21 protein-coding genes are annotated in these 24349 nt (G+C 68.1%); 13 read left to right on the top strand and 8 right to left on the bottom strand.

Annotated features, from left to right (window positions below; genetic code table 11):
- Window positions 1-6: 6 nt before the first annotated feature.
- From AC1RAD_RS01570 to AC1RAD_RS01520, 11 genes are all read left to right on the top strand, one after another.
- Window positions 7-537: a MarR family winged helix-turn-helix transcriptional regulator gene (locus AC1RAD_RS01570; protein ID WP_070063702.1), complete on the top strand. Its 531-nt coding sequence runs from the start codon at window positions 7-9 to the stop codon at window positions 535-537.
- A 125-nt stretch (window positions 538-662) separates the two neighbouring features.
- On the top strand, window positions 663-1658 hold the full coding sequence (locus AC1RAD_RS01565; RefSeq protein WP_159273608.1) for a helix-turn-helix domain-containing protein: 996 nt from the start codon (window positions 663-665) through the stop codon (window positions 1656-1658).
- 101 nt (window positions 1659-1759) lie between these two features.
- Entirely contained in the window at window positions 1760-3214 is a 1455-nt protein-coding gene (locus tag AC1RAD_RS01560; protein WP_492733555.1) for an amidase, read from the top strand.
- A gap of 65 nt (window positions 3215-3279) precedes the next feature.
- Window positions 3280-4263 (top strand): Bug family tripartite tricarboxylate transporter substrate binding protein, encoded by a 984-nt coding sequence (locus AC1RAD_RS01555; RefSeq protein ID WP_492733553.1) that lies wholly within the window; start codon window positions 3280-3282, stop codon window positions 4261-4263.
- Window positions 4264-4370: 107 nt separating this feature from the next.
- Window positions 4371-5681, top strand: coding sequence for an ABC transporter substrate-binding protein (locus AC1RAD_RS01550; protein ID WP_369631005.1), 1311 nt, complete (start codon window positions 4371-4373; stop codon window positions 5679-5681).
- The gene (locus AC1RAD_RS01545; RefSeq protein WP_492733549.1) at window positions 5678-6433 is read left to right on the top strand and encodes an ABC transporter ATP-binding protein; all 756 of its coding nucleotides are present in this window, start codon (window positions 5678-5680) and stop codon (window positions 6431-6433) included. Before AC1RAD_RS01550 ends, AC1RAD_RS01545 begins: the two co-directional genes overlap by 4 nt.
- Entirely contained in the window at window positions 6420-7118 is a 699-nt protein-coding gene (locus AC1RAD_RS01540) for an ABC transporter ATP-binding protein (RefSeq protein WP_492733547.1), read from the top strand. Before AC1RAD_RS01545 ends, AC1RAD_RS01540 begins: the two co-directional genes overlap by 14 nt.
- A 13-nt stretch (window positions 7119-7131) precedes the next feature.
- Complete coding sequence (locus AC1RAD_RS01535) at window positions 7132-7998, top strand: branched-chain amino acid ABC transporter permease (protein ID WP_492733545.1); 867 nt, start codon at window positions 7132-7134, stop codon at window positions 7996-7998.
- Window positions 7999-8012: 14 nt separating this feature from the next.
- Window positions 8013-9047, top strand: coding sequence for a branched-chain amino acid ABC transporter permease (locus AC1RAD_RS01530; protein ID WP_492733543.1), 1035 nt, complete (start codon window positions 8013-8015; stop codon window positions 9045-9047).
- The gene (locus AC1RAD_RS01525; RefSeq protein ID WP_492733541.1) at window positions 9044-10156 is read left to right on the top strand and encodes a class II histone deacetylase; all 1113 of its coding nucleotides are present in this window, start codon (window positions 9044-9046) and stop codon (window positions 10154-10156) included. The genes AC1RAD_RS01530 and AC1RAD_RS01525 overlap by 4 nt, the downstream gene beginning before the upstream one ends.
- Window positions 10157-10219: 63 nt before the next feature.
- Window positions 10220-10849, top strand: a complete 630-nt coding sequence (locus AC1RAD_RS01520; protein WP_492733539.1) for a CHAP domain-containing protein — start codon at window positions 10220-10222, stop codon at window positions 10847-10849.
- Window positions 10850-11105: 256 nt separating this feature from the next.
- Here AC1RAD_RS01520 and AC1RAD_RS01515 read toward each other — a convergent pair whose 3' ends face one another.
- Window positions 11106-12158, bottom strand: a complete 1053-nt coding sequence (locus AC1RAD_RS01515; protein ID WP_492733537.1) for a RelA/SpoT-related domain-containing protein — start codon at window positions 12156-12158, stop codon at window positions 11106-11108.
- A gap of 152 nt (window positions 12159-12310) precedes the next feature.
- On the opposite strand from AC1RAD_RS01515, the gene AC1RAD_RS01510 reads away from it, so the two are divergent.
- On the top strand, window positions 12311-13078 hold the full coding sequence (locus tag AC1RAD_RS01510; RefSeq protein WP_062477710.1) for a class II glutamine amidotransferase: 768 nt from the start codon (window positions 12311-12313) through the stop codon (window positions 13076-13078).
- A 115-nt stretch (window positions 13079-13193) separates the two neighbouring features.
- Window positions 13194-15410, top strand: a complete 2217-nt coding sequence (locus tag AC1RAD_RS01505; protein WP_492733535.1) for a TonB-dependent receptor — start codon at window positions 13194-13196, stop codon at window positions 15408-15410.
- Here the strand turns inward: AC1RAD_RS01505 and gshB are convergent, their stop codons facing one another.
- The 7 genes from gshB to AC1RAD_RS01470 all read right to left on the bottom strand — a co-directional run bounded on the left by gshB (window position 15411) and on the right by AC1RAD_RS01470 (window position 24344).
- Window positions 15411-16364 carry a glutathione synthase gene (gshB, locus tag AC1RAD_RS01500; protein WP_062477716.1) on the bottom strand — a complete coding sequence of 318 codons (954 nt, stop codon included), beginning with the start codon at window positions 16362-16364 and terminating at the stop codon, window positions 15411-15413.
- Window positions 16364-17647 (bottom strand): benzoate/H(+) symporter BenE family transporter, encoded by a 1284-nt coding sequence (locus AC1RAD_RS01495; protein WP_492733533.1) that lies wholly within the window; start codon window positions 17645-17647, stop codon window positions 16364-16366. Before AC1RAD_RS01495 ends, gshB begins: the two co-directional genes overlap by 1 nt.
- A gap of 127 nt (window positions 17648-17774) precedes the next feature.
- On the bottom strand, window positions 17775-19643 hold the full coding sequence (locus tag AC1RAD_RS01490) for a potassium transporter Kup (RefSeq protein WP_159273598.1): 1869 nt from the start codon (window positions 19641-19643) through the stop codon (window positions 17775-17777).
- A gap of 156 nt (window positions 19644-19799) precedes the next feature.
- Window positions 19800-21116 (bottom strand): glutamate--cysteine ligase, encoded by a 1317-nt coding sequence (gene gshA / locus AC1RAD_RS01485; protein WP_062477724.1) that lies wholly within the window; start codon window positions 21114-21116, stop codon window positions 19800-19802.
- A gap of 184 nt (window positions 21117-21300) precedes the next feature.
- The gene (locus AC1RAD_RS01480; RefSeq protein WP_492733531.1) at window positions 21301-22593 is read right to left on the bottom strand and encodes a glutamate-5-semialdehyde dehydrogenase; all 1293 of its coding nucleotides are present in this window, start codon (window positions 22591-22593) and stop codon (window positions 21301-21303) included.
- Between the two features lie 135 nt (window positions 22594-22728).
- Window positions 22729-23799 carry a DNA polymerase III subunit delta gene (holA, locus tag AC1RAD_RS01475; protein WP_062477727.1) on the bottom strand — a complete coding sequence of 357 codons (1071 nt, stop codon included), beginning with the start codon at window positions 23797-23799 and terminating at the stop codon, window positions 22729-22731.
- Window positions 23800-23822: 23 nt separating this feature from the next.
- Complete coding sequence (locus AC1RAD_RS01470; RefSeq protein ID WP_062477729.1) at window positions 23823-24344, bottom strand: LPS-assembly lipoprotein LptE; 522 nt, start codon at window positions 24342-24344, stop codon at window positions 23823-23825.
- Window positions 24345-24349 lie beyond the last annotated feature (5 nt).

Below are 24349 nucleotides of genomic sequence, written 5' to 3'. Positions count from 1 at the left end.
CTCACCGTGCCCCGTTCACGCACCCCTTCCCGGCCCAGCGCCAAGCCCCTGCCCAAGGCACGCAGCAGCGCCGCGAGCGCCCCGGCCTTCGACCTCGAGACCTTCCTGCCCTTCCAGCTCTCGGTGGTCGCCAACCGCGTGAGCCAGACGGTGGGCCAGTCGATCGCCAGCCGCTTCTCGCTGCAGATTCCGGAGTGGCGCATCGTCGTGGTGCTGGGCAAGTACGGTGCGCTGTCGGCGCTCGAAATCGCACAGAAGACGAGCATGGACAAGGCCCGCGTGAGCCGCGCGCAGCACCGGCTGGTGGACCTGGGGCTGGCCAACATGCACCCCTCGGCCGATGACCGCCGCAAGGTCATCGTGTCGCTCGAGGAAGAAGGCCTGGCGCTGTACCGCGACATGGTGCCGCTGGCACACGACACGGCGCAGCGCCTGTTTTCGCAGCTCACGGCGGACGAGCGCCAGGTGCTGCAGACCATCGTGCAGAAGCTGTTCGACAGCACCACCGGCTTCGAGCCCAGCGGCGAACTCGAATAGGCCACGGTCGGGTGGCTTAGGGGTTTGCCCTGTCACTTTAAGATCGTTGTCAACGAAACAATCTGGTCTGGAGATTGCTTCCGGCACGGGTCTTCGCACCCCTGCCACCGCTTCGCCGGACCGCCATGACCAGCCAGACCGCCTCCGTTCTTCCTGCCCCTGCCCCCACCGTCGCGACGCGCTGGACCCTGTCCACGCACGACATCGACGCCTACGCCAGCGGCCAGAACGGCTGGCACCTGGCGTGCGACATGCTCTCGGGCGGCAGCTTCGCCGGCTTTCTCGACCACGTGCAACTGCCCGGCCTGCGGCTGGTGCGCGAGACCACCAACCGCGCGCTGCGCCAGCACGGCGAGATGAACCCCGACTGCTGCGGCTTCGCCCTCACCTGCCGGCAGGACGGCGAGGCGCGCTTCTCGGGCCAGCGGCTGGACACCGAATCGGTGATGGTCGGGCGCTGCGACGAGCTCGACCTGTGCAGCCCGCCGGGCTTCGAGCTGACGGGCATCGTGGTCGACAACGCGCTGCTGCAGTCGCTCACCGAACGCCTGAACGACCGCGCGCCGCCGGCCTGGCTCGAACGGCGCGTGGTGCTGCACTTCGACGACCCCACCATGCAGTCGCTGCGCGGCACCTTGCGCGGCGCCTTCTCTGCGCTCGACGCGATGCCCGGCCTGCTCGACGACCCCGTCGCCACGGTGCAGCTGCGCGACGACGTGCTGCTGGCCTGGCTCAACGCGCTGCCCGAAGACGTCGACCTGCGCGAGCTGCGCTCCACCGAGGCGCACCGCCGCGTGGTGCGCCGCGCCTGCGAGCTGATGATGTCGCGGCCCGACGAGCCGCTGTCGATGCTGCAGGTGTGCAGCCGCATCGGCGCGAGCCAGCGCAAGCTGAACTACTGCTTCCAGGAAACGCTGGGCCTGAGCCCCGCGCGCTACCTGCGGGCGCTGCGCCTGAACGGCGTGCGCCGCGCACTGAAGCGGCCCGAGTCGCGCTCGGTGCAGGACATCGCGGCGCACTGGGGCTTCTGGCACCTGAGCCAGTTCGCGACGGACTACCGGCGCCAGTTCGGCGAGCTGCCCTCGCAGACGCTGCGCGGCGCGGCGCTCACGAGGCACTGATCCGGTGCACGGGCCGAGGGGAATCCCTCGGTTTTCGGGGCGCCAGTTTTGCCGTTTTTTGATACCTGCTTGCGGAGGCGGTCGCTATCGTTGACCGCCATATGTCCGCCACGCTGCCCCCCCTTCCCAGCGCCCGTTCGCTCGCCGCCGCCCTGCAACGCCGCGAGCTCTCGTGCCGCGAACTGATGCAGACCTGCCTCGCGCGCATCGAGCGCCTCAACCCGCAGGTCAACGCGCTCGTGTCGCTGCAAGCGCCCGAGGAGATGCTGCGCCAGGCCGATGCCTGCGATGCGCAGTTGGCGCGCGGCGACGCGGTGGGCCGGCTGCACGGCTTCCCGATGGCGCCGAAGGATTTCGTCGCCACCGCCGGCCTGCCGACCACCATGGGCAGCCCGGTGTTCGCCAAGCAGGTCACGCCGCACGACGCGATCATGGTCGAGCGCCTGCGCCGCGCCGGCGCGCTCTTCGTGGGGCGCAGCAACACGCCCGAGTTCGGCCTGGGCTCGCACACCTACAACACGGTGTTCGGCACCACGCGCAACGCATGGAACCTCGACCACGCGGCCGGCGGCAGCAGCGGCGGCGCCGCGGTGGCGCTCGCGCTGCACATGCTGCCGGTGGCCGACGGCAGCGACATGATGGGTTCGCTGCGCAACCCCGCGGCCTGGAACCACGTCTACGGCCTGCGCCCGTCGCTGGGCCGCGTGCCCACCGGGCCGGGGCCGGAGCTGTTCTTCCAGCAACTGGGCTGCGAAGGACCGATGGGCCGCACGCCCGAGGACGTGGCCTGGCTGCTGTCGGTGCAGGCCGGCTACGACGCGCGCTCGCCGCTGAGCCTGGCCGGCGACGGCGAGGCCTTCGCGCAGCCGCTCGATGCGGAGTTGCGCGGCCAGCGCATCGCCTGGCTCGGCGACCTCGGCGGCCACCTGCCGATGGACCCGGGCGTGATGGCGCTGTGCGAATCGGCGCTGCGGCATTTCGACACGCTGGGCTGCAGCGTCGCACCTGCCGTGCCCGCCTTCGATTTCAACGCCCTGTGGACCGCCTGGCTGCGCCTGCGCGGCTTCATCGTCGCCGGCGCGCTGCGCGGGCTGCATGCCGACCCGGCCACGCGCGCGCAGCTCAAGCCCGAGGCCTGCTGGGAGATCGAGCAGGGCGAGCGCCTGAGCGCCGCCGCGCTGCATGAGGCGGCTGTCACGCGCACGCAGTGGCATGCCGCACTGCTGCAGCTCTTCGAACGCTTCGACTTCCTGGTGCTGCCGGCTGCGCAGGTGTTCCCGTTGCCGGTGGACGTGCACTGGCCGCGCGAGGTCGGCGGCCGCGCCATGGACACCTACCACCGCTGGATGGAAGTGACCATCGGCCCCTCGCTCGCCGGCCTGCCCGCGATGGCGATCCCGGCCGGCTTCTCGCAGGCCGAGGGCACGCGCGGCCTGCCGATGGGCCTGCAGCTCATCGGCCGCCCCGGCGCCGACCTCGACGTGCTGCGCATGGCGCACGGCTGGCACCAGGCCGTGCCCTTCGCGAACGTGCAGCCGCCGCTGCTGCAGCCGTAGCAGCCACAACAAGCCCCCTGTTTCCCGTACTCCGACACATCTCACACAACCCGAGGAGAGAACCCATGCGCAGACGTTCGCTGATTGCTGCCGGCCTGGCCGCCGGCCTGTCCCCCATCGCCCTGCCCGCCCTGGCGCAGGGCCTGGGGGGCAAGACCCTGAACCTGATCGTGCCCTACCCCGCGGGCGGCGGCTCCGACATCAACGCGCGCCTGGCCGCGCCCGAGCTGTCGCGGCTGCTGGGCCAGCCGGCCATCGTCGACAACGTGCCCGGTGCCAGCGGCTCGCTCGGCGTGATGAAGGCGGCCAATGCGCCGGCCGACGGCACGGCGCTGCTGCTGGGTTCGCCGATGGAGCTGATGCTCACGCCGCTCACGCTCAGCAGCGCGCGCTACAAGGCCGAAGACTTCCGTCCCATCGGCGTGATGGCCGTCACCTCGATGGTGCTGCTGGCGCGCAAGGACCTGGGCGCGGGCAGCGTCGACGAACTCATCGCGCTCTTGCGCCGCCCCGACACGAAAGAGCTGAGCTACGGCAGCATCGGCCCCGGCTCGCTCTACCACCTGCTGGGCGAGCGCTTCATGCAGCAGACGGGCACCAAGATGCTGCACGTGCCCTACAAGGGCTTCGCGCCGCTGGTGAACGACCTGCTGGGCGGGCAGATCGACCTGGTGTTTGCGCCGCTGGCCGGCAACGTGCCCGACCTGCTGGACGCCGGCAAGGTCAAGGCGCTGGGCATCGCGGCCTCGGCGCCGCACGAGCGCTTCACGGCCATTCCGCTGATCCGCAACAGCAAGGGCCTGGACGACTTCGTCTACAGCCTGTGGGCGGGCATCCAGGTGTCGCATCGCGTGCCCGAGGAAGCGCAGCAGCGGCTGCACACGGCCTTCAACCAGATGATGCTCAAGCCCGAGTTGCGCCGCGCGCTGGAACTCGGCGGCAGCAAGGTGGCGCCCGAACAGACGCTGGCCGAGCTGCGCCGCGGCTACCAGGCCGATATGGAGCGCTACCGCGCCATCGCCAAGTCGGTGAACCTGCGGCCCGAATGACATCCGCGGGCACGGGCCCGCGTTTTGCCAGTTTTCGATAACGCCGCAGCGGCGCGCAGAGAGAGGATGCGGACCTGTCCATCCTTCATCCGCCAAGGAGAACCTCCATGTCCGCCGACCTTTTCCCCGCAGCCCCCGGCGCCCTCACGCGCCGCCAACTCGTCATCGGCGGCGGCGCGGCCGCGCTGGCCGGCGTGCCTGCGCTGGCGCATGCGCAATCGAAGACCATCAAGATCGGCTACCTCACCACGCTGTCGGGCGTTCGCGCCAACTTCGGCGAGGCCGACCCCTGGAGCCTGGAGCGCGTGCGCGCCGCGCTGAAGGACGGCCTGACCATCGGCGGCACGACCTACAAGGTGGAGATCGTGGTGCGCGACACGCAGTCCGACGCCAACCGCGGCGCCACCATGTCCAGCGAGCTGCTGCTGCGCGAGAAGGTCGACCTGCTGCTGGTGCAGGACAGCGACGCCGCGCTGGCCGCGGGCCAGCTGTGCGACGTCAACGGCGTGCCGATGGTCTCGACCATGGGCCCGTGGCAGGCCATCACCTTCGGGCGTGGCTCCACGCCGCAAAAAGGTTTTCCGTTCTCGTTCCATTTCTTCTGGGGCGCCGACGACGTGCTGAAGAACTTCTTCGGCATGTGGGAGCCGCTGAAGGTGGAGCGCACGCTGGGCACGCTGTACATCGACAACGGCCCGGGCCACGCCTTCGCCGATCCGGCCACGGGCATCCCGGGCGGCGCGAAGCAGCGCGGCTACAAGGAGACCAACGGCGGCTTCTTCAAGATCGCGACCGACGACTTCAGCAACCAGGTCTCCAGCTTCAAGGCGGCGCGTGCGAACATCGTCTCGGGCTTTGCCTACGCCAACCACTTCGCCACCTTCTGGAAGCAGGCGCAGCAGGCAGGCTACCGGCCCGAGGTGGTGACGATGGCCGCGTCCTTCCTGTTCCCCAGCGCGGTGGAGTCGCTGGGCGCGGCGGGGAACGGCATGTCGACCGAGGTCTGGTGGACGCCCAACTTCCCGTTCAAGTCCTCGCTCACGGGCCAGAGCGCCAAGGCGCTGGCGGCCGACTGGGAGGCCACCACCGGCAAGCAGTGGACGCAGCCCATCGGCTACGGCCACGCGCTGTTCGAGGTCGGCATTGCCGCATTGAAGAACGCCACCAACCCGAAGGACAAGAAGGCCGTGCGCGACGCGCTGGCCAACCTGCAGCTCGATTCGGTGGTGGGGCGCATCGACTTCAAGGGCAGCCCGATCAAGAGCGTGGCCGTCACGCCGATGGTGGCGGGCCAGTGGCGCAAGACCAAGGCGGGCAGCAAGTTCCCATACGAGCTGGTCATCACGCACAACAGCACCGCGAAGCAGATTCCGGTGGAAGACGAGCTCAAGCTGCTGTCGCAGCTGAAAGCTGCATGAGCGATTGCCTCGTCATCGACGGCCTGTGCAAGCGCTACGGCGAGATCGTCGTGGCCGACCAGGTGGCGCTCTCGCTCGCGCGCGGCGAGTGCCTGGGCGTGGTCGGGCCGAACGGCGCGGGCAAGAGCTCGCTGTTCAACCTGATCACCGGCGTGGCCGTGCCCGACGCGGGCAGCATCCGCCTCGAAGGCCGCGAACTGGTCGGGCTGCGCGCCGATGCGCGGGCGCGGCTGGGCGTGGCGCGCGCCTTCCAGATTCCGCAGCCCTTCGCGCATTTGAGCGCCTACGAGAACGCACTGGGCGCCGCCACCTTTGCCGCACGGCTGCCGCGCGCGCAGGCCGCGCGCCAGGCCTGGGCCGTGCTGGAACGCACCGGGCTGGCCGACCGCGCCGACGTGCCGGCCGGCCGCCTGCCGCTCTTGGACCGCAAGCGCCTCGAGCTGGCCAAGGGCCTGGCGGCGCGGCCGCACCTGCTGCTGCTCGACGAGATCGCCGGCGGCCTCACCGAGGCCGAGGTGCAGGTGCTGGTGGCGCTGGTGCTCGAGCTGAAGCAGGACGTGGCGATGATCTGGATCGAACACATCGCGCAGGCGCTGATGGCCGTGGCCGACCGCATCATGGTGCTGAACTTCGGCCGCAAGCTGCTGGAAGACACACCCGCCGCCGCCATGGCCAGCCGCGAGGTGCGCGAGGTCTACATGGGCGTGGGCGATGAAGACGCGCAAGAGGAGCACACCCATGCCGCTGCTTGAAGTGCGCGACCTGTGCAGCCACTACGGTGACCTGCAGGCGCTGTTCGACCTGTCGCTCGACGTGGCCGAAGGCGAAGCCACCGCGCTCATCGGCGCCAACGGCGCGGGCAAGTCGACGCTGATCCGCGCCATTGCCGGGCTGGGCTCGCGCAGCCGTGGCGGCATCCGCTTCGACGGCCAGGCCATCGAGGCCGAGCCGGCCGAGCGCATCGCGCGCCGGGGCATCGCGCTGGTGCCCGAGGGGCGGATGCTGTTCCCCTCGCTCACCGTGGAAGAGAACCTGCGCATGGGCGCGCTGTGCGGCCGCACGGGCCACTGGACGCTGGCCACGGTGTATGCGCTGTTCCCCATCCTGCAGGAGTTCCGCCACCGGCCGGCCACGCAGCTGTCGGGCGGGCAGCAGCAGATGGTGAGCATCGGCCGCGCGCTCATGGCCAACCCGCGCCTGATGTTGTGCGACGAGATCTCGCTGGGCCTGGCGCCCGTGGTCATCGAACAGATCTACCGCGCCTTCGGCGACATCCGCGCGCAGGGCACGGCACTGCTGGTGGTGGAGCAGGACGTGACGCGCGCCTGCCGCATCGCGCAGCGCGTGTACTGCCTGCTCAAGGGGCGCGTCACGCTGGCGGGCCGCGCGAGCGACTTCAGCGCCGCACAGATCGCCAACGCCTATTTCGGACACTGAACACCTCCCCACCATGGCCTGGCTCGAAACCCTCATCAATGGCGTGCTGCTCGGCGGCCTCTATGCGCTCTTCGGCCTCGGGCTGGCGCTGGTCTTCGGCGTGATGCGCATGGTCAACCTCGCGCACGGCGAGTTCGTGGTGCTGGCGGCGTACTTCGCGGTCTTCCTGGCCACGCAGTTTCCCGGCGTGTCGCCGCTGCTCTTCATCGCGCCGGTGGCGCTGGCGGCCTTCGGCATGGGCTACCTGCTGCAGCGGCTGCTGCTGAACCGCGCGGTGGCCACCGACGATCCGCTCACGCCGGTGCTGCTCACCTTCGGCATCGCGGTGGTGCTGCGCAACCTGATGGTCGAGCTGTTCGGCGCCGACCCGCGCGCCCTCGACGGCGGCGCGCTGGCCACGGCGGGCTTCGAGATCGGCGGGCTGCGCATCGGCTGGTACCCGGTGCTGGTGCTGGTGCTCGCGGTGCTGGCCTTCGGTGCGCTGCAGTGGCTGCTGCAGCACTCTCGCTTCGGCCTCGTGGTGCGCGCCACCTCGGACCACCGCGAGATCGTGCGCACGATGGGCGTGCGCCCGCGCCATGTGTATGCGGTGGTGATGGGGCTGTCGCTGGCCTTCGCGTCGGTGGCGGGGCTGCTGCTGGCGCTGCGCACCTCGTTCACGCCGTTCTCGGGCGTGGAGCGGCTGCTGGGCGCGTTCGAGGTCGTGATCATCGGCGGCATGGGCTCGTTCCGCTGGGCGCTGGTCGGCGGCATCGCGCTGGGCGTGGCGCAGCTCGTGGGCCAGCGGCTCGATTCCAACGCGGGCGCGCTGTACGCCCACCTGCTGTTCTTCGCGGTCCTGATGGTGCGCCCCAACGGCATCGCAGGTTCCCGCACCTGAGATCACTGACTTCGATGCGCCATCCGTCCCTCGCCCCCTGGATCGGCTTCACCGCCGCGGCCCTTGCCATCGCCTTCGCGCCCACCGTGGCCGACGGCGGCCTGCTGCGCCTGCTCAGCGAGGTGCTGATCACGCTGGCCATGGCCCAGATGTGGAACCTGCTGGCCGGCTACACCGGGCTGGTGTCGATGGGCCACCAGGCCTTTGCCGGCATCGGCGCCTACCTGCTGTTCGTGGCCTCCGACCGGCTGGGCATCTCGCCCTACTGGATGGTGCCCGTGGCAGGCCTGGGCGGTGCGCTGCTGGCCGCAGTGGTGGCGCCGCTGATGTTCCGCCTGCGCGATGCCTACTTCTCGATCGGCATGTGGGTGCTGGCCGAGATCGTGCGCCTGCTGGTCGCCAAGTTCCCGCTGTTCGGCGGCGAGTCGGGCGTGCCGCTGCAGGCGGTGCGGCTGGTGGAGGCCGAGACCTTCCAGCAGAACGCGTTCTGGATCTCGGGCGCCATCGGCCTGGCAGCGGTGGCCGGCGTGTACCTGCTGATGCGCTCGCCCTTCGGCCTGGGCCTGATGGCGGTGCGCGACAACGAACTGGCCGCCACCAGCATCGGCGTGAACGTGTGGCGCAACCGTTTCATCGCCTTCGTGCTGTCGGGGCTGGGCTTCGGGCTGGCCGGCGGGGCGCACTTCATGGGCACGATGTTCGTCTCGCCCGACTCGGCCTTCGACATCAACTGGGTGGTGACGGCGATGTTCATCGTGATCATCGGCGGCATCGGCACCATCGAGGGGCCGCTGATCGGCACCGTCATCTACTTCGGGCTGCGCGAGCTGTTCAACACCTGGTTCGCGATGTCAGGCGGCTGGTACCTGATCGCGATGGGCTGCATCGCGATTGCGGTCATGCTGCTGGCACCGCGCGGCCTGTGGGGGCTGGCGCGCGAACGCTGGGGCTGGCGCGGCCTGAGCGTGCAGCGCCATCCGCCGCCGCGCGACGAAGCCTCGCTTTCCGCACCTCTTCCTCCCTCCACGCAACAAGGACGCACCGCATGAAGACCACCGCCTTCTTTCACGACGAACGCACCTTCTGGCACGTGCCCGGTGGACTGCATGCCCTGTTCCTGCCGGTGGGCGGCTGGGTGCAGCCCATGGCCGGCAGCGGCATGGCCGAATCGCCCGACTCCAAGCGGCGCATCAAGTCGCTGATGGACGTGTCGGGCCTCAGCGCGCAGCTCGACATGCTGAGCGCGCCGATGGCCAGCGAAGAAGACCTGCAGCGCGTGCACCCCGCCGGTTACCTGCAGAAGTTCAAGGCCGCCAGCGACGCCGGCGGTGGCGACCTGGGCGAGGTCGCGCCCTTCGGCCCGGGCAGCTACGAGATCGCGAAGCTCTCGACTGGCCTGGCCATTGCCGCGATGGACAGCGTGCTGCAGGGCCGCCACCGCAACGCCTTCGCGCTCACGCGCCCGCCGGGGCATCACTGCCTGCGCGAGCACAGCATGGGCTTTTGCCTGTTCAACAACATCGCGGTGGCCATCGAGACCATGAAGGCGCGCCACGGCCTGGGCCGCGTGGCCGTGATCGACTGGGACGTGCACCACGGCAACGGCACGCAGGAAATCTTCTACGACCGCCCCGACGTGCTCACGCTGTCGCTGCACCAGGAGAACTGCTTCCCGCCCGGCTACAGCGGCGCCGAAGACCGCGGCACGGGCGCGGGGCTGGGCTTCAACGTCAACATTCCGCTGCAGCCCGGCGGCGGGCACGCGGCCTACATGCACGCCTTCGAGCGCATCGTGACGCCGGTGATCGACCGCTACCGCCCCGAGCTGATCGTGGTGGCGAGCGGGCTGGACGCCAACGGCGTCGATCCGCTGGCGCGCATGCAGCTGCACCCCGAGTCGTTCCGCCAGATGATGCGACAGGTCAACGCGCTGGCCGCGAAGCACTGCGACGGGCGCGTGGTGGTGGTGCACGAGGGCGGCTATTCGGAAGCCTGCGTGCCCTTCTGCGGGCTGGCGGTGGTGGAAGAACTGTCGGGTCACCGCACCGAGGTGGAAGACCCGTTCAGCGACTTCTTCGGGCTGCAGCAACCGTCGGCACGCTTCGATGCGTTCCAGCGTGAATTGATTGGCGAGATGGCGGCGTTGCACGGGCTCTGAGACGTTCGCATGGACTAAGCTCGTCGCTGCCGGCCCGTGGCCGCGCGTCCTGCTTCAGAGTCCATGCCCCGTTTCATCACTCGCCGCACCGCCGTCGTTCTCTCTGCCCTCGTCCTCGTCGCCCTGCTCGGCCTGTGGGCCGCGAGCCGCTTCAACGTCAACCCGACGCATGCGCCCGGCGAGGTGATCGACCAGTTCGAGGGCGTGCCGGTGTACTACAACGGCGCGATCAACCACGTCGACGGCCGCAGCCTCGCGCCCGATGGCTACAACATCGGCCTGCGCTGGCAGTGCGTGGAGTTCGTCAAGCGCTACTACTACGAGCGGCACCAGCACCGCATGCCCGAGGCGCGCGGCCATGCCAAGGCCTTCTTCGACGCGGCCGTGGCGGACGGCGCGCTGAACACGGCGCGCAACCTGGTGCAGCACCACAACGGCGGCGCGAGTGCGCCGGCCGTGGGCGACATCGTGGTGTTCGCGCCGTGGCTCTTCAATCCCTACGGCCACGTGGCGATCGTGTCGCGCGTGGACGCCGACGCGCTCGAGATCGTGCAGCAGAACCCCGGGCCCTTCGGCAGCTCGCGCGAGCGCCTGCCGCTGGCGCTCACCGCCGAGGGGCGCACGCAGCTGGGCACCGAACGCGTGCTCGGCTGGCTGCGGCTGCCCGCCGCGGCCGCCTCCCCCAAACCCTGAAGCACGATCCCATTACTTTACCGGCCGATCAACTCTGGCAGGCAATCAACGACCGTGTGCCTGCCGCGTCTCACGGATCATCGTTGCTAGCTTCGAAACTCGGCCCGCCTGGATGTTTCGCAATTAGCCGAGTCCGCGCTTTGACATGCTGATGCTCAGACCTGCGACCGCCGCATCGGCGAGAGGCCTTGCGCCGCTACAAGAGAAATCACCAAGGATCACGAATCGCTCAACGATTCACCATGGTCTCGGGCAGTTACCGGGCCACGCCAAAACTCTTTTCTAACTTGCTAAGTCCTGCAGTAAACGCACGGGTATCTAGGAAATAGTTGGGAAATGCACGGCGAAGTGCTTTGACCGAAGAGGTGGTAACAAGTACCGGTTGGACGGCTTCATTGGAATTAGCTGCTTGTTCTTCAGCTCGTGCATATGCAGCATTTGCCTCCTCTAGACGGAGTTGCCCAAACGACTCAATGGTGACATTCCGTTCAATGGCATCAAGAACGATGAGGTGGTAGCTGCCCCCTACCTTCTGTGTGCTGATCGCTCGCGCCGCTAGCGAGAACTGCTGCAGCTTGCGTCGAACGTCCAGCCGTCGCTCTTGATCAACACATTGACGCACAACGTCGATAGGACGCATTCCCGCGAAATCGGGGTGCACAGGACAGCTTTCTGACAATGCGAAAGCGGCGCTCGCAGTCCTGAAAAAAGCAAGCCATTCATCAGGCCCTTCACTGGACTTCAGCGCTTCGTTTAGGAACGTGCCAACCGTTTCTACAGCAGTTGCCCATGCATGCTGGAGCTTCGTTCTGATTTGAAGTTCGAGCGAAAGATCGTCATACGCCGGCGCTGCAGGATTGGCATATTTATAGATCAGGTGGACTGATCGATACCCTGATTTTTTTGGATCAGCTAGATAGTCATCAGTGCCTACAAGGCGATGCGATAGGCTTTTGTCGCTATACATTTCCACCAAGAGACGCACAGCATCGATGTTGTCGACGATGGCCCTTAGTCCCCCGACGTCTTGCATACGCGCCAGCATCATCCCTTTGTTGTCACGCAGCTTCTTCGTTATTGACGGAATGCGCTTCAGGCGGGTAGCGACGAGTTCTTGCATACCCTGTCGCTTGAGCCGCGCACGGAGGGTCGCTTGAAACGTGTTGACAGGGTAGGCATGGCAGGCACGCCAATGATTTATGAGGGCGAGGGCATCCGCCTTAGCGCCTGGCGCAGCCTCGTCATCGATGAGCGTCGCACCGGCACGGGTGACTGCCTTGCGAGAAAAGTCAGGTATCGCAAAACTCATGTAAGAAGGTCGCTCCTTCGGACCGGTGTATTTGGGTAGGTGGCTTTGCCTAGTCTGCGTGTGAGTCCGATACAGCCACTCGCGATCCTCGCATGAAACCCCACCGAAGAAGGCCGCCGCGACCGATCGCAAATCGCGGTCTAATCACAGCCATGTGCCAATTGCTAGGGATGAACTGCAACACGCCGACCGACGTGACCTTCAGCTTCACGGGGTTCGCGCAGCGCGGCGGCCGCACCGACCACCATGCCGACGGCTGGGGCATCGCGTTCTTCGAGGACCGCGGGCTGCGCCACTTCGTCGACCACCAGCCGGCCTGCGAGTCGCCGGTGGCGGAGCTGATCCGGCGCTACCCCATTCAAAGCCGCAACGTCATCGCGCACATCCGCAAGGCGACGCAGGGCGAGGTCAACCTGCAGAACTGCCACCCCTTCGTGCGCGAGCTGTGGGGCCGCTACTGGGTGTTCGCCCACAACGGCGACCTGAAGGACTTCCGCCCGCGCCTGCACGGCAACTTCCACCCGGTGGGCAACACCGACAGCGAGCACGCCTTCTGCTGGATCATGCAGGAGCTGGCCAAGTCGCACGCGGGCGTGCCCAGCGTCGAGGAGCTCACGCTCACGCTGCGCGAACTGGCGCCGCAGCTGGCGGCGCACGGCACCTTCAACTTCATGCTGTCGAACGGGCAGGCGCTGTGGGCGCATGCCTCCACCAACCTCTGGTACGTGGAGCGCCGCCACCCTTTCGTGACGGCGCAGCTCTCGGACGAAGACCTGGAGATCGACTTCGCCCAGCACACCACGCCCACCGACCGCGTGGCCGTGGTGGTGACGGCGCCGCTCACCACCAACGAGACCTGGACGCCCTTCGCCTCGGGCGAGTTGCATGTGTTCGTGGACGGGCAACGGATGCCGCGCTGAGGCCCGAAATTCAGTCTTTTGGCTGACACTTTTTTGCAACAGCGCAAGAAAGTATCGATGAGTGAGTGCAAACAATGAACAATAACTGTTCTCATTTGCATCCGGTCGATCTTTCATGCCCGCTCCCCATTTCTTTCTCCGCCCGACCGTGGCCGCCTCGCTGCTGGCCCTTCACGCCCTGACGGCGCTGGCGCAGACGCCGCCCGCAGAACCGGCGGCCCCCGCCAGCGGCACGCTGAGCACCGTCACCGTCGAAGCCAGCGCCGACGCCTCGGCCGAAGGCCTCACCAAGCCCTTCGCGGGCGGGCAGGTGGCGCGCGGCGGGCGCGTGGGCATCCTGGGCAACCAGGACATGATGGATTCGCCCTTCTCCAGCACCAGCTACACGCACGAGCTGATCCAGAACCAGCAGGCCAAAAGCGTGGCCGACGTGCTGCAGAACGACCCCTCGGTGCGCGTGGCGCGCGGCTTCGGCAACTTCCAGGAGTCGTACTTCATCCGCGGCTTCGTGGTGAATTCGGACGACATCGCCTACAACGGCCTGTACGGCCTGCTGCCGCGCCAGTACATCTCGTCGGAGTTGTTCGAGCGCGTCGAGGTGCTGCGCGGCGCAAGCGCCTTCCTGAACGGCGCCACGCCCACCGGCGGCGGCATCGGCGGCAACATCAACCTGCTGCCCAAGCGCGCGCCGAACGACCCGCTGACGCAGGTCACGCTGGGCACGGCCAGCGGCTCGCAGAGCTATGTGTCGACCGACATCGCGCGCCGCTTCGGGCCCGACCAGAGCCTGGGCGTGCGCCTGAACGCGGCCCACCGCGACGGCGGCACCGGCGTGAACGCCGAGCAGGTCAAGCTCGACGTGGCCTCGGTAGGCTTCGACTGGCGCAGCCGCAACGCGCGCATCTCGGCCGACATCGGCCACCAGGAACATCGCCTCTCGCGCACGCGCCCGAACGTGACGCTCGGCGCCGGCGTGACGCGCGTGCCGTCGGCGCCCGACAACCAGCTGAACTACGCGCAGCCCTGGACCTACTCCAACGAGCGCGATACCTTCGGCTCGCTGCGCGGCGAGTACGACCTCACCGACAACGTGACGGCCTGGATCGCCGGCGGCGCGCGCAAGAGCCACGAGGGCAATGCGCTGGCCGGCCTCACACTCACGAACAACCTCGGCATGGGCAACATGTCGCGCTTCGAGAACCAGCGCCAGGACAGCACCCGCACGGCCGAAGCCGGCGTGCGCGGCAAGTTCACGACCGGCCCGGTGAACCACACGGTGGTGGCCTCGTACTCCTACTACCAGCTCAAGGAGAAGAACGCCTACAAGTGGGATTTCTTCAACCCCCTGAAGACCAACCTGTATGCGCCCGTCGGCTACCCGATCCCGGCCTACACGGCGAGCGCGTTCCGCGGCAACGACATGGACAACCCCGCGCTGCTGACGCAGACGCGCCTGAGCAGCCTGGCGATCGGCGACACGCTGTCGTTCCTGGACGACCGCGCGCAGCTCACGCTCGGCGTGCGGCGCCAGAAGCTGGAGAGCACCGACTTCGCCTACGACACCGGCAAGCCCACCGCGTACGAGAAGAGCCGCACCAGCCCGATGGCCGGCTTCGTGTTCAAGCTGCAGCCGCAGGTGTCGCTGTACGCGAACTACATCGAGGGCCTGAGCAAGGGCGACACCGCACCCACGGTGTCGACCGGCGGCGCCGTGCGCAACGCGGGCACGCAGCTGTCGCCCTATGTGTCGAAACAGAAAGAGATCGGCATCAAGTTCGACGGCGGCCGCATCGGCGGCGGCCTGGCCTTCTTCACGACCGACAAGCCGCGCGCGCTCGTCAACAGCGCCGGCTACTACGTGGCCGAAGGCCGCGACCGCCACCAAGGCCTGGAGCTGACCGCCTTCGGCGAAGCGGCCAAGGGCGTGCGCCTGATGGGCGGCATCACCTTCCTGGACGCCAAGCAGCGCGCCACGGGCGACGCCACGACCGACGGCCGCCGCGTCATCGGCATCGCGAAGACGCAAGGCACCCTGGGCGTGGAATGGGACGTGCCGGGCGTGCGCGGCCTGTCGCTGGACGGCCGCGTGGTGTCCACGGGCCCGAGCTACGCCGACGCCGCCAACACGCTGCGCGTGCCCGGCTGGACGCGCTTCGATGTCGGCGCGCGCTACCTCACCGAAGTGGCCGGCAAGCTGGTGACGCTGCGCGCGCGCATCGACAACCTGACCAACCGCAACTACTGGGCCTCGGTGGGCGGCTACCCGAACAACGGCTACCTGGTGCTGGGCGCGCCGCGCACCTTCACGCTGTCGGCGTCGGTCGACTTCTGATCAGGCCGAGGCCAGGTGCGCCTCGAGCGCATCGATGAACATCTTCGGCACGTCGAAGCCGGTCTGTTCGGTGATCTCCTGAAAGCAGGTCGGGCTGGTCACGTTGATCTCGGTGACCGAGTCGCCGATCACGTCGAGCCCGATCAGCAGCAGCCCGCGCGGCGCCAGCACCTTGCCGATCGCTTCGGCGATCTCGCGGTTGCGCGCCGTGAGCGGCTGGGCCACGCCCTTGCCGCCGGCCGCGAGGTTGCCGCGCACCTCGGTGCCCTGCGGAATGCGCGCCAGCACGAAGGGCGCCGGCTCGCCCGCGATGATCAGGATGCGCTTGTCACCCTGCGTCACCTCGGGCACGAAGCGCTGCACCATGATGGTTTCGGCGCCGTCCTTGTTGAGCGTCTCGACGATGGAGCCGAGGTTCAGCGCGTCCTGCTTCACGCGGAAGATGCCCATGCCGCCCATGCCGTCGAGCGGCTTGAGGATGATGTCGCCGTGCTCGGCATGGAAGTCGCGCACGGCCTGCGCGCTGCGCGTGACCAGCGTGGGCGTGACGAACTGCGGAAACTCCATGATCGCGAGCTTCTCGGGGTGGTCGCGCAGCGCGCGCGGCGAGTTGACCACCTTCGCGCCCTCGCGCTCGGCCTGCTGCAGCAGGTGCGTCGAGTAGATGTACTCGGCGTCGAAGGGCGGGTCCTTGCGCATGAGCACGGCGTCGAAGTCTTTCAGCGCCTTCGATTCGATGATGTCGACGTGGTACCAGTCCTTGGCGTCGCCGGTGAGCGTGATCTGCTGCACCACGGCCGAGACGCGCCCGCCGGAGGTCCACTGGATGTCCTGCGGCAGGCAGGCCGCGATGCGGTGGCCGCGGCGCTGGGCCTCGCGCATCATCGAGAAGGTCGTGTCCTTGTAGATCTTGAAGTGATCGAGCGGGTCGGCGACGAAGAGGATGTTTTTCATCAGGCGTTCTTTCCGGCGCCGGGAGCGGCGGCTGTGGAGGGGGTTTCTGGCGGCATGTTGCCGGAAGCGGCGATGTCCTTGCCGGCCGGGGCTTTTTCAACGGGCACCTGCGCCCGTGCGCGGCCGACCTGCTGCACCGCCAGCGCCACCGCGCCGGCCACCACGCCCCAGAAGGCGGAGCCGATGCCGGCCAGCGTCACGCCCGAGAGCGTGACCAGGAAGGTGATGAGCGCGGCCTCGCGGTGGGCCTCGTCGCGCACCGCCGCCGCCAGCCCGCCGCCGATGGTGCCCAGCAGCGCCAGCCCGGCGATGGCCGCGACCAGCTCCTTCGGAAAGGCCGTGAGCAGGCCCGTGACGGCCGCACCGAACAGGCCGATCACCACGTAGATGGCGCCGCAGCTCACGGCCGCCGTGTAGCGCCGCGCCGGGTCTTCGTGCGCCTCGCGGCCCATGCACATGGCGGCCGTGATGGCGCTCAGGTTGAGCGCGAAGGCACCGAAGGGCGCGAGCACCAGCGTGGCAAGGCCGCTGATCGTGATGAGCTTGCTGACCGGCAGGTCGCTGTAGCCGCTGGCGCGGATCGCCGCCACGCCGGGCAGGTTCTGCGAGGCCATGGTCACGACGAACAGCGGCAGCGCCAGGCTCACGATGGCCTGCCAGGTGAACACCGGCACCGTGAACACCGGCCAGGTGAGCGAGAAGTGCACGGAGGACCACGCCAGCTCGCCGCGCGCGGCCGTGAAGGCGATGGCCACCAGCAGCGTGAGCGGCACCGCGTAGCGCGGCAGCAGGCGCTTGCCCACGAGGTAGGTACCGAGCATCAGCAGCACCAGCGGCAGCGCGGTCTGCGCCGCCGTGAAGGCCGAGATGCCGAAGCGCGCCAGCACGCCGGCCAGCAACGCCGAGGCGATGGCCATCGGGATCTTGTTCATCACGCGCTCGAACCAGCCCGTGGCGCCCGCGAGCACGATCAGCACCGCGCAGACGATGAAGGCGCCCACCGCCTCGCCCATGCCGTAGCCCGCGCCGGCCACGGCCAGCACGGCCGCACCGGGGGTGCTCCAGGCGATCATGACGGGCTTGCGCCACCACAGCGAGGGCAGCGCCGAGGCCAGCCCCATGCCGATGCCCAGCGCCCACATCCACGAGGCCACCATCTCGGGCGTGGCCCCGAAGGCCTGGGCGGCCTGGAACACGATGGCCACCGAACTCGTGAAACCCACGAGCACGGCGACGAAGCCCGCGGTGAAGGCCGAAAGGCTCAGGTCCTTGAAGAATCGCATGCCGCGATTCTGCCCGCGACATCTCTTCGCCAGAAACACCGCGGAACCGGCTTTGCCGGGCCGCAGGTGTTGCCCCCGGTAGGGGGTTGGCGAAGCGACACGAAGTGCGCGTAGCCTGGGGGCGAGCCTAAATCTCGATCTTGGAACCGAGCTCGACCACGGCGTTGTTCGGCAAGCCCAGGAAGGCCGCCGCGCCGCTCGCGTTGTGGTGCATCTGCGCGAAGAGCTTCTCGCGCCAGGGCGCCATGCCGCTGCCCAGCGTGGGGATCACGACATCGCGCGAGAGGAAGTAGCTGGTCGTCATCGGCTCGAGCTGGCAGCCGCGCATGCGTGCGTTGTCGAGCGCGCGCGGCAGGTCGATGTCGTTCTTGAAGCCGTAGTGCACGATCACCTGCCAGCAGTGGTTGCCCAGCGCCTCGATCTCGATGCGCTTGTCCATCGGAATCCAGGGCACCTCGTGGTTGCGCACGGTGACGAACATGTTCTGCTCGTGCAGCACCTTGTTGTGCTTGAGGTTGTGCAGCAGCGCGTTGGGCACCACGCCCGGTTCGGCCGTGAGGAACACGGCCGTGCCGTCCACGCGCGCGGGCGGGCTCATGAACACCGAGCCGAGGAACGACTTCAGGTCGATCGCGTCAGCATGCTGCGCCTCGCCCATGAGGCGGCGACCTTCCTTCCAGGTGACCATCAGCGTGAACACGGCGCCGCCGATCAGGAGCGGGAACCAGCCGCCTTCGAACAGCTTGAGCAGGTTCGAGGCGAAGAACAGGAAGTCGACCACGAAGAAGATCGCGGTCGAGGCGATGCACAGCGCCAGCGGCAGCTTCCACGCGTAGCGGATCACGAAGAAGGTCAGGATCGTGGTGATCAGCATGTCGGTGGTCACGGCAATGCCGTAGGCCGCGGCCAGGCTGCTCGAGGTGCGGAACATCACGACCGCCATCACGATGGCCACGAACAGGCCCCAGTTGACCAGCGGGATGTAGATTTGTCCGGCCGTGCGCACGCTGGTGTGCTCGATGTTCAGGCGCGGCAGGTAGCCCAGCTGGATCACCTGGCGCGTGACGCTGAAGGCGCCGGTGATGAGCGCCTGCGAGGCGATCACCGTCGAGAGCGTGGCCAGCAGCACCAGCGGAATGAGGGCCCATTCAGGCGCCATCATGAAGAACGGGTTCTTCACGGCCTCGGGGTTCTCCAGGAGCAGCGCGCCCTGGCCCAGGTAGTTGAGCGTGAGCGCCGGCATGACGACCGAGAACCACGCGATGCGGATCGGCTTCTTGCCGAAGTGGCCCAGGTCGGCGTACAGCGCCTCGGCACCGGTCACGCACAGCACCATGGCGCCCAGCAGGATGAAGCTGGTGCCCGGGTTGTCCCAGATGAACTTCAGCGCGTACCAGGGGTTCAGCGCCTTGATGATCTCGGGGTGGTGCGCGATCTGCCACACGCCCAGCACGGCGATGGCCGCGAACCACGCCAGCGTGACGGGGCCGAAGAACTTGCCGATGCCCGCCGTGCCGCGCTTTTGCACCGCGAACAGGCAGAACAGCACGACCAGCGTGATCGGGATCACGTAGTGCTTGAAGTGCGGCGACACCACCTCCAGGCCCTCGACCGCCGAGAGCACCGAGATGGCCGGCGTGATCACGCCGTCGCCGTAGAAGAGCGAGGTGCCGAAGATGCCGACGATCAGGAGCAGCTGGCGCAGCCTCGGCTTGTCGGCCACGGCCTGGGAGGCCAGCGCGAGCATCGCGACCAGGCCGCCCTCGCCTTCGTTGTCCGCGCGCAGCACGAGCACGACGTACTTGATGGAGACGATGACCGTGAGGGTCCAGAAGAACATCGACAGGATGCCGTAGACGTTCTCCACGGTGAACGGCACATGGCCGTGACCGAAGACTTCCTTGACCGCATAGAGAACGCTGGTGCCGATGTCGCCATAGACGACGCCGATGGCGCCGACGATGAGGCCGGCAGAGATGTTTTTGGGGGCTGACACGGGGGTCGATGGGAAAAGGTTGGCTCGCAATGATCGACGCGTCAGTCACGCCGGGGTGCCGCGGCCGCGCCGCGCATCCCTCCGCCCTTTTGGTTCCGTTGCTGTGGGGCCGCTATTTTGCCGTTGCCCGCCGACGCCGCAACCCGCCCCCGCCGCTCATTCGTAGATTTCGGCGTCCGGATCGGTCGCTTCCATCTCGTAACTGGCCGCGACCATGGCCAGACGGCCCACCACGCCATACATGTAAAAACGGTTGGGGGCGCTGGCACCGGGCTTGGCACCCGGCTGCGGCAGCTGCGCGCTTTCCGAGAACGCCAGCGGCACGTAGCTGGCGCCCGGCTGCTTGAGGTTCTCGTCGGCGGCGCGCTCGGCGTGCACGCGGTAGAAGCCGCCCACCACGTAGCGGTCCATCATGTAGACCACCGGCTCGGCCACGCCGTTGTGCACGCGCTCGTTGGTGAGCACGCCCTCCTGCACGATCAGCTCGGTGGGCTCGCGCAGGTCGCGCCCGGCGCTGGTCTTGGCGGGCGACGAGGTGGCGGTGCGCGACTTGCCGATCAGCGCCTCGACCTCCTTGGCGTCGCGCACGGTCACGACGCCCGGGCTCCCGCTGCCGCTGTGGCCGCCCTTGACGACCACGAAGGGCTTCTCGTTGATGCCGTATTCCTTGTACTTGCGGCGCACCTTGGTGAGCACCGCATCCACATGGCTGGTGAGCACGTCGATGCCGCGGCCCTCGGCCACGTCGACGCCTTCGGCGCGCGCGTAGATCGGGTTGATCAGCCAGGGGTCGATGCCCAGCAGCTTGCCGAAGCGCTTGCACAGCTCTTCGTAGCTGTGCAGGTGGTTGCTCTTGCGGCGCACCGACCAGCCCGCGTGCAGCGGCGGCAGCAGGTACTGCTCGTGCAGGTCTTCGAGGATGCCGGGCGTTCCTGCAGAAAGCTCGTTGTTGAGCAAAATTGTGCAGGGATCGAAGTTCTTCAGGCCCAGGCGGCGCTTGGAGCGCACCACCGGCTCGAGCGTCACGGTCTCGCCGTTGGGCAGCTCGATCTTCTTGGGCGACTTGATGGCCGGATCGATCGAGCCGATGCGCACATTGAGGCCCGCCATGTGGAAGATGCGCACCAATTGCGCGACGTTGGCGAGATAAAAGGTGTTTTTCGAGTGGTTTTCAGGAATGACGAGCAGGTTGCGCGCTTCCGGACAGATCTTCTCGATGGCCGCCTGCGCGGCCTGCACCGCCAGCGGCAGCATTTCCTTGGTGAGGTTGTTCCAGCCACCCGGGAACAGGTTGGTGTCGACCGGAGCCAGCTTGAAGCCCGCGTTGCGGATGTCGACGGCGCTGTAGAACGGCGGCGTGTGCTCCATCCACTCGAGGCGGAACCAGCGCTCGATGGCGGGCATCGAGTCGAGCACCCGCTGCTCCAGTTCGTTGATCGGGCCGGTCAGGGCAGTGACGAGATGCGGAACCATGCAGCGGCCTTGTTGGTTTTGTGCTTAAAGGTGGAGTGGAATTGTAGGATTTGGGGATGGCGCGCCCAATGACAAGCAGCCAAAGAGAACAAAGCACCCCAATCCACAACACACGTTGCAAGAACACCGCGGCACGGGCCTCGCCGCGCCGCCGGCCCGATGGCCCCGGCCCTTCGGACCCCGATTAACCGCGGACTTCGCCCTGCCCCAGCACCACGTACTTGAGCGAGGTCAGGCCTTCGATGCCGACCGGGCCGCGCGCGTGGAACTTGTCGGTGCTGATGCCGATTTCGGCGCCCAGCCCGTACTCGAAACCGTCCGCGAAGCGCGTGCTCGCATTCACCATCACGCTGGCCGAATCGACCTCGCGCAGGAAGCGCTGGGCGTTGATGTGGTCGCGCGTGACGATGGCGTCGGTGTGGTGGCTCGAGTAGCGGTTGATGTGCGCAATGGCCTCGTCCAGCCCCGCCACCACCTTGACGCTGATGACGGCGGCCAGGTACTCCTCGGACCAGTCGGACTCGACCGCATCGAGGATCTTCGCCTGCGGATGGTGCGCTTCACTGGCGCGCAGGATCGCGGCGGCGGCCGGGTCACAGCGCATCTCGACGCCCTTGGCGGCGAAGATGGCGGCGATCTCGGGCAGGAAGTGGTCGGCCACCGAAGCCGCCACCAGCAGGCCTTCGGCGGCGTTGCAGGGGCTGTATTTCTGGGTCTTGGCGTTGTCGACGATGCGCAGCGCCATGTCGAACTCGGCCGTGTCGTCCACGTAGACGTGGCAGTTGCCGTCCAGGTGCTTGATGACGGGCACCTTGGCGTCGCGGCTGATGCGCTCGATCAGGCCCTTGCCGCCGCGCGGAATGATCACGTCGACGAACTCGGGCATGGCGATGAGCTGGCCCACGGCCTCGCGGTCGGTGGTCTGCACCAGTTGCACCGCATCGACCGGCAGGCCGGCTTCGGCCAGCGCCTCGGACACCAACAGTGCCAGCGCCTTGTTCGAATCGATGGCTTCCGAGCCGCCGCGCAGGATGGCGGCGTTGCCGCTCTTGATCGCCAGGCTCGCGGCCTCGATGGTCACGTTGGGACGGCTCTCGTAGATCATGCCGAAGACGCCGATCGGCACGCGCATCTGGCCCACGCGGATGCCGCTGGGCTGCTGCTTCATGCCGATGATCTCGCCGATCACGTCGGCCATGCCGGCCAGCTGCTCGCAGCCCTCGGCCACGGTCTCCAGGACCTTGGGCGTGAGCTTGAGCCGGTCGACCATCGGGGCTGACAGGCCGGCGGCCGTGGCGCGCTCCAGGTCCTTTTGGTTGGCGGCAGCCAGCGCGGGGCCGGCTTCGCGCAGGCGCCGGGCCAGCGCTTTCAGTGCTCTGTTTTTGGTAGCTGCATCCGCACGGGCCATGAGGAATGCAGCGGCTTTGGCTTGCAGACCGAGGGTCTGCATGTGCTCGCTGACGTTGAACGCGTTCATAGCGGACATTTTCCAGCATTTGGAATCTCCCCCAGGCTTCGCGCACTTCGTGTCGCTTCTCCAACCCCCTCGCCGGGGGCAACACCAGCGGCCCGGCAAAGCCGGTTCCGCGGTGTTCGCTGGAAAAAGCCCGGGTCAGGCGCGACGCGGTGCCGCAGCCGTGCTGCAGGCACGGCACAGCATCAGCGCCAGCCGCTGCAGCGCCTGCCAGCCGCTGGCGGGCCAGTCGGGCTGCTTCAGGCCCTTGCAGATGCCGTCGACCAGGTGGGCCGCGCGCAGCAGCCGGGTCAGCATGCGGTCGTCCAGGCGCGGCAGCACGCGCTCGAAGGCGCGCTCGCGCGGGCCCCAGATGCGGTTCTCGCGCAGCGCCATGGGCAGCGGGCGGCCGGCGGCCATGGCGTCCTTCACGCGCTTGAGGGCACGGATGTCCTCGGCGATCGTGTAGTGCACCAGCACCTCGGCCTCGCCCTCGGCCTGCAGGCCGTCGAGCATGCGCGCCACGCGCTGCGGGTTGCCGGCCAGCACGGCCTCGGAGAGCTTGAACACGTCGTAGCGCGCCACGTTGTTGACGGCGCCCTCGACCTGCTCCCAGCTCAGCTCGCCCGCCGGGTGCAGCAGCGCGAGCTTCTGGATTTCCTGGTGCGCCGCAAGCAGGTTGCCTTCGACGCGGTCGGCAAAGAACTGCAGCGTACGCTGGCCTTCGTCGCCGGGCATCACGCGCTGGTTCTGCAGCCCCAGGCGCTGGGCGATCCACTGCGGCAGCGCGGCGCGCTCGATCGGGTCGACCTGGATGCTCACGCCGTTGTTCTCCAGCGCCGAGAACCACGCGCCGGTGCGCGTGGCCTTGTCCAGGCGCGGCAGCATCACCAGCGTGAGCGTGCTGTCGTTGCCGGGCGCGCCCTCGGCCAGCTGCTGCAGGGCGACGCTGCCGTCCTTGCCGGGCTTGCCCGAAGGAATGCGGATCTCGACGATCTGCTTGTCGGCGAACAGCGAGAGCGAGCCCCCGGCCGCCAGCACCGCGCTCCAGTCGAAGTGCGCGCCGGCCACGGTGTACGAGCTGCGCTCGGTGTGGCCCTGGGCGCGCGCGGCGGCGCGGATGGCATCGGCCGCCTCCTGCGCGAGCAGCGGCTCGTCGCCGTGGATCGTGTAAAGCGGCTTCAGGCCCTTTTGCAGGTGGGCGCCGAGCTGGGCACTGGCAAGTTGCATTGAAAAAAGAACGGAAGCGACGCTTACAGGGACTGCACCGCGGCCAGCCGGCGCATCAGCTGCTGCGCGATGTCGGCCTGCATGTCGCGGAACAGCAGGTCGGCCTCGCCTTCCTTGGCCAGCGCGTTGGTTTCGTTGAAGCTCAGGTCGCGCGTCTGCGAGACCTCGGACGCGGGCAGCAATTCCTTGCCGCCCGGCGTGCGCAGGCTGAAGCGCACGCGCAGGCGCAGCTGCAATTCGCGCAGCAGGCCGGCGGAGTTGGTCGAGATCACGAAGCGGTCGCGGTCCTCGCCCAGCACGACCAGCACGGCGTCGGCGGTGCTGGCCTCTTCCTTGGGCACCAGCGTCACGTTGCCGGCCGCGCGCAACTCGCGCCGCAGCTGGTTGATGAGCGCCGTATTGCCTTCGAGCGACAGCGTCTTGAACGCGAAGTTCGGCGCCTTGCGCAGCGCGAAGCCGCAGCCGGACAGGGCCAGCGAAGCGCCTGCCACGCCGAGGCCCAGGAGAAAGCCGCGGCGCGGCTGCGAGGCATTGCGAATGTTCATGCGTC

This window comes from Variovorax sp. GW823-FHT04B03, from assembly GCF_058796495.1.
This window is presented reverse-complemented; position numbering and strand designations above follow the sequence as displayed.

Bases quoted from the DNA above. Each gene is read 5' to 3' on its own strand.
- AC1RAD_RS01525 (WP_492733541.1), top strand. From the start codon at position 9,044: ATGAAGACCACCGCCTTCTTTCACGACGAACGCACCTTCTGGCACGTG.
- holA (WP_062477727.1), bottom strand. From the start codon at position 23,799: ATGCAACTTGCCAGTGCCCAGCTCGGCGCCCACCTGCAAAAGGGCCTG.
- gshB (WP_062477716.1), bottom strand. From the start codon at position 16,364: ATGAAAAACATCCTCTTCGTCGCCGACCCGCTCGATCACTTCAAGATC.
- AC1RAD_RS01555 (WP_492733553.1), top strand. From the start codon at position 3,280: ATGCGCAGACGTTCGCTGATTGCTGCCGGCCTGGCCGCCGGCCTGTCC.
- gshA (WP_062477724.1), bottom strand. From the start codon at position 21,116: ATGGTTCCGCATCTCGTCACTGCCCTGACCGGCCCGATCAACGAACTG.
- AC1RAD_RS01515 (WP_492733537.1), bottom strand. From the start codon at position 12,158: ATGAGTTTTGCGATACCTGACTTTTCTCGCAAGGCAGTCACCCGTGCC.
- AC1RAD_RS01545 (WP_492733549.1), top strand. From the start codon at position 5,678: ATGAGCGATTGCCTCGTCATCGACGGCCTGTGCAAGCGCTACGGCGAG.
- AC1RAD_RS01520 (WP_492733539.1), top strand. From the start codon at position 10,220: ATGCCCCGTTTCATCACTCGCCGCACCGCCGTCGTTCTCTCTGCCCTC.
- AC1RAD_RS01540 (WP_492733547.1), top strand. From the start codon at position 6,420: ATGCCGCTGCTTGAAGTGCGCGACCTGTGCAGCCACTACGGTGACCTG.
- AC1RAD_RS01530 (WP_492733543.1), top strand. From the start codon at position 8,013: ATGCGCCATCCGTCCCTCGCCCCCTGGATCGGCTTCACCGCCGCGGCC.
- AC1RAD_RS01565 (WP_159273608.1), top strand. From the start codon at position 663: ATGACCAGCCAGACCGCCTCCGTTCTTCCTGCCCCTGCCCCCACCGTC.
- AC1RAD_RS01510 (WP_062477710.1), top strand. From the start codon at position 12,311: ATGTGCCAATTGCTAGGGATGAACTGCAACACGCCGACCGACGTGACC.
- AC1RAD_RS01470 (WP_062477729.1), bottom strand. From the start codon at position 24,344: ATGAACATTCGCAATGCCTCGCAGCCGCGCCGCGGCTTTCTCCTGGGC.
- AC1RAD_RS01560 (WP_492733555.1), top strand. From the start codon at position 1,760: ATGTCCGCCACGCTGCCCCCCCTTCCCAGCGCCCGTTCGCTCGCCGCC.
- AC1RAD_RS01505 (WP_492733535.1), top strand. From the start codon at position 13,194: ATGCCCGCTCCCCATTTCTTTCTCCGCCCGACCGTGGCCGCCTCGCTG.
- AC1RAD_RS01495 (WP_492733533.1), bottom strand. From the start codon at position 17,647: ATGCGATTCTTCAAGGACCTGAGCCTTTCGGCCTTCACCGCGGGCTTC.
- AC1RAD_RS01550 (WP_369631005.1), top strand. From the start codon at position 4,371: ATGTCCGCCGACCTTTTCCCCGCAGCCCCCGGCGCCCTCACGCGCCGC.
- AC1RAD_RS01535 (WP_492733545.1), top strand. From the start codon at position 7,132: ATGGCCTGGCTCGAAACCCTCATCAATGGCGTGCTGCTCGGCGGCCTC.
- AC1RAD_RS01480 (WP_492733531.1), bottom strand. From the start codon at position 22,593: ATGAACGCGTTCAACGTCAGCGAGCACATGCAGACCCTCGGTCTGCAA.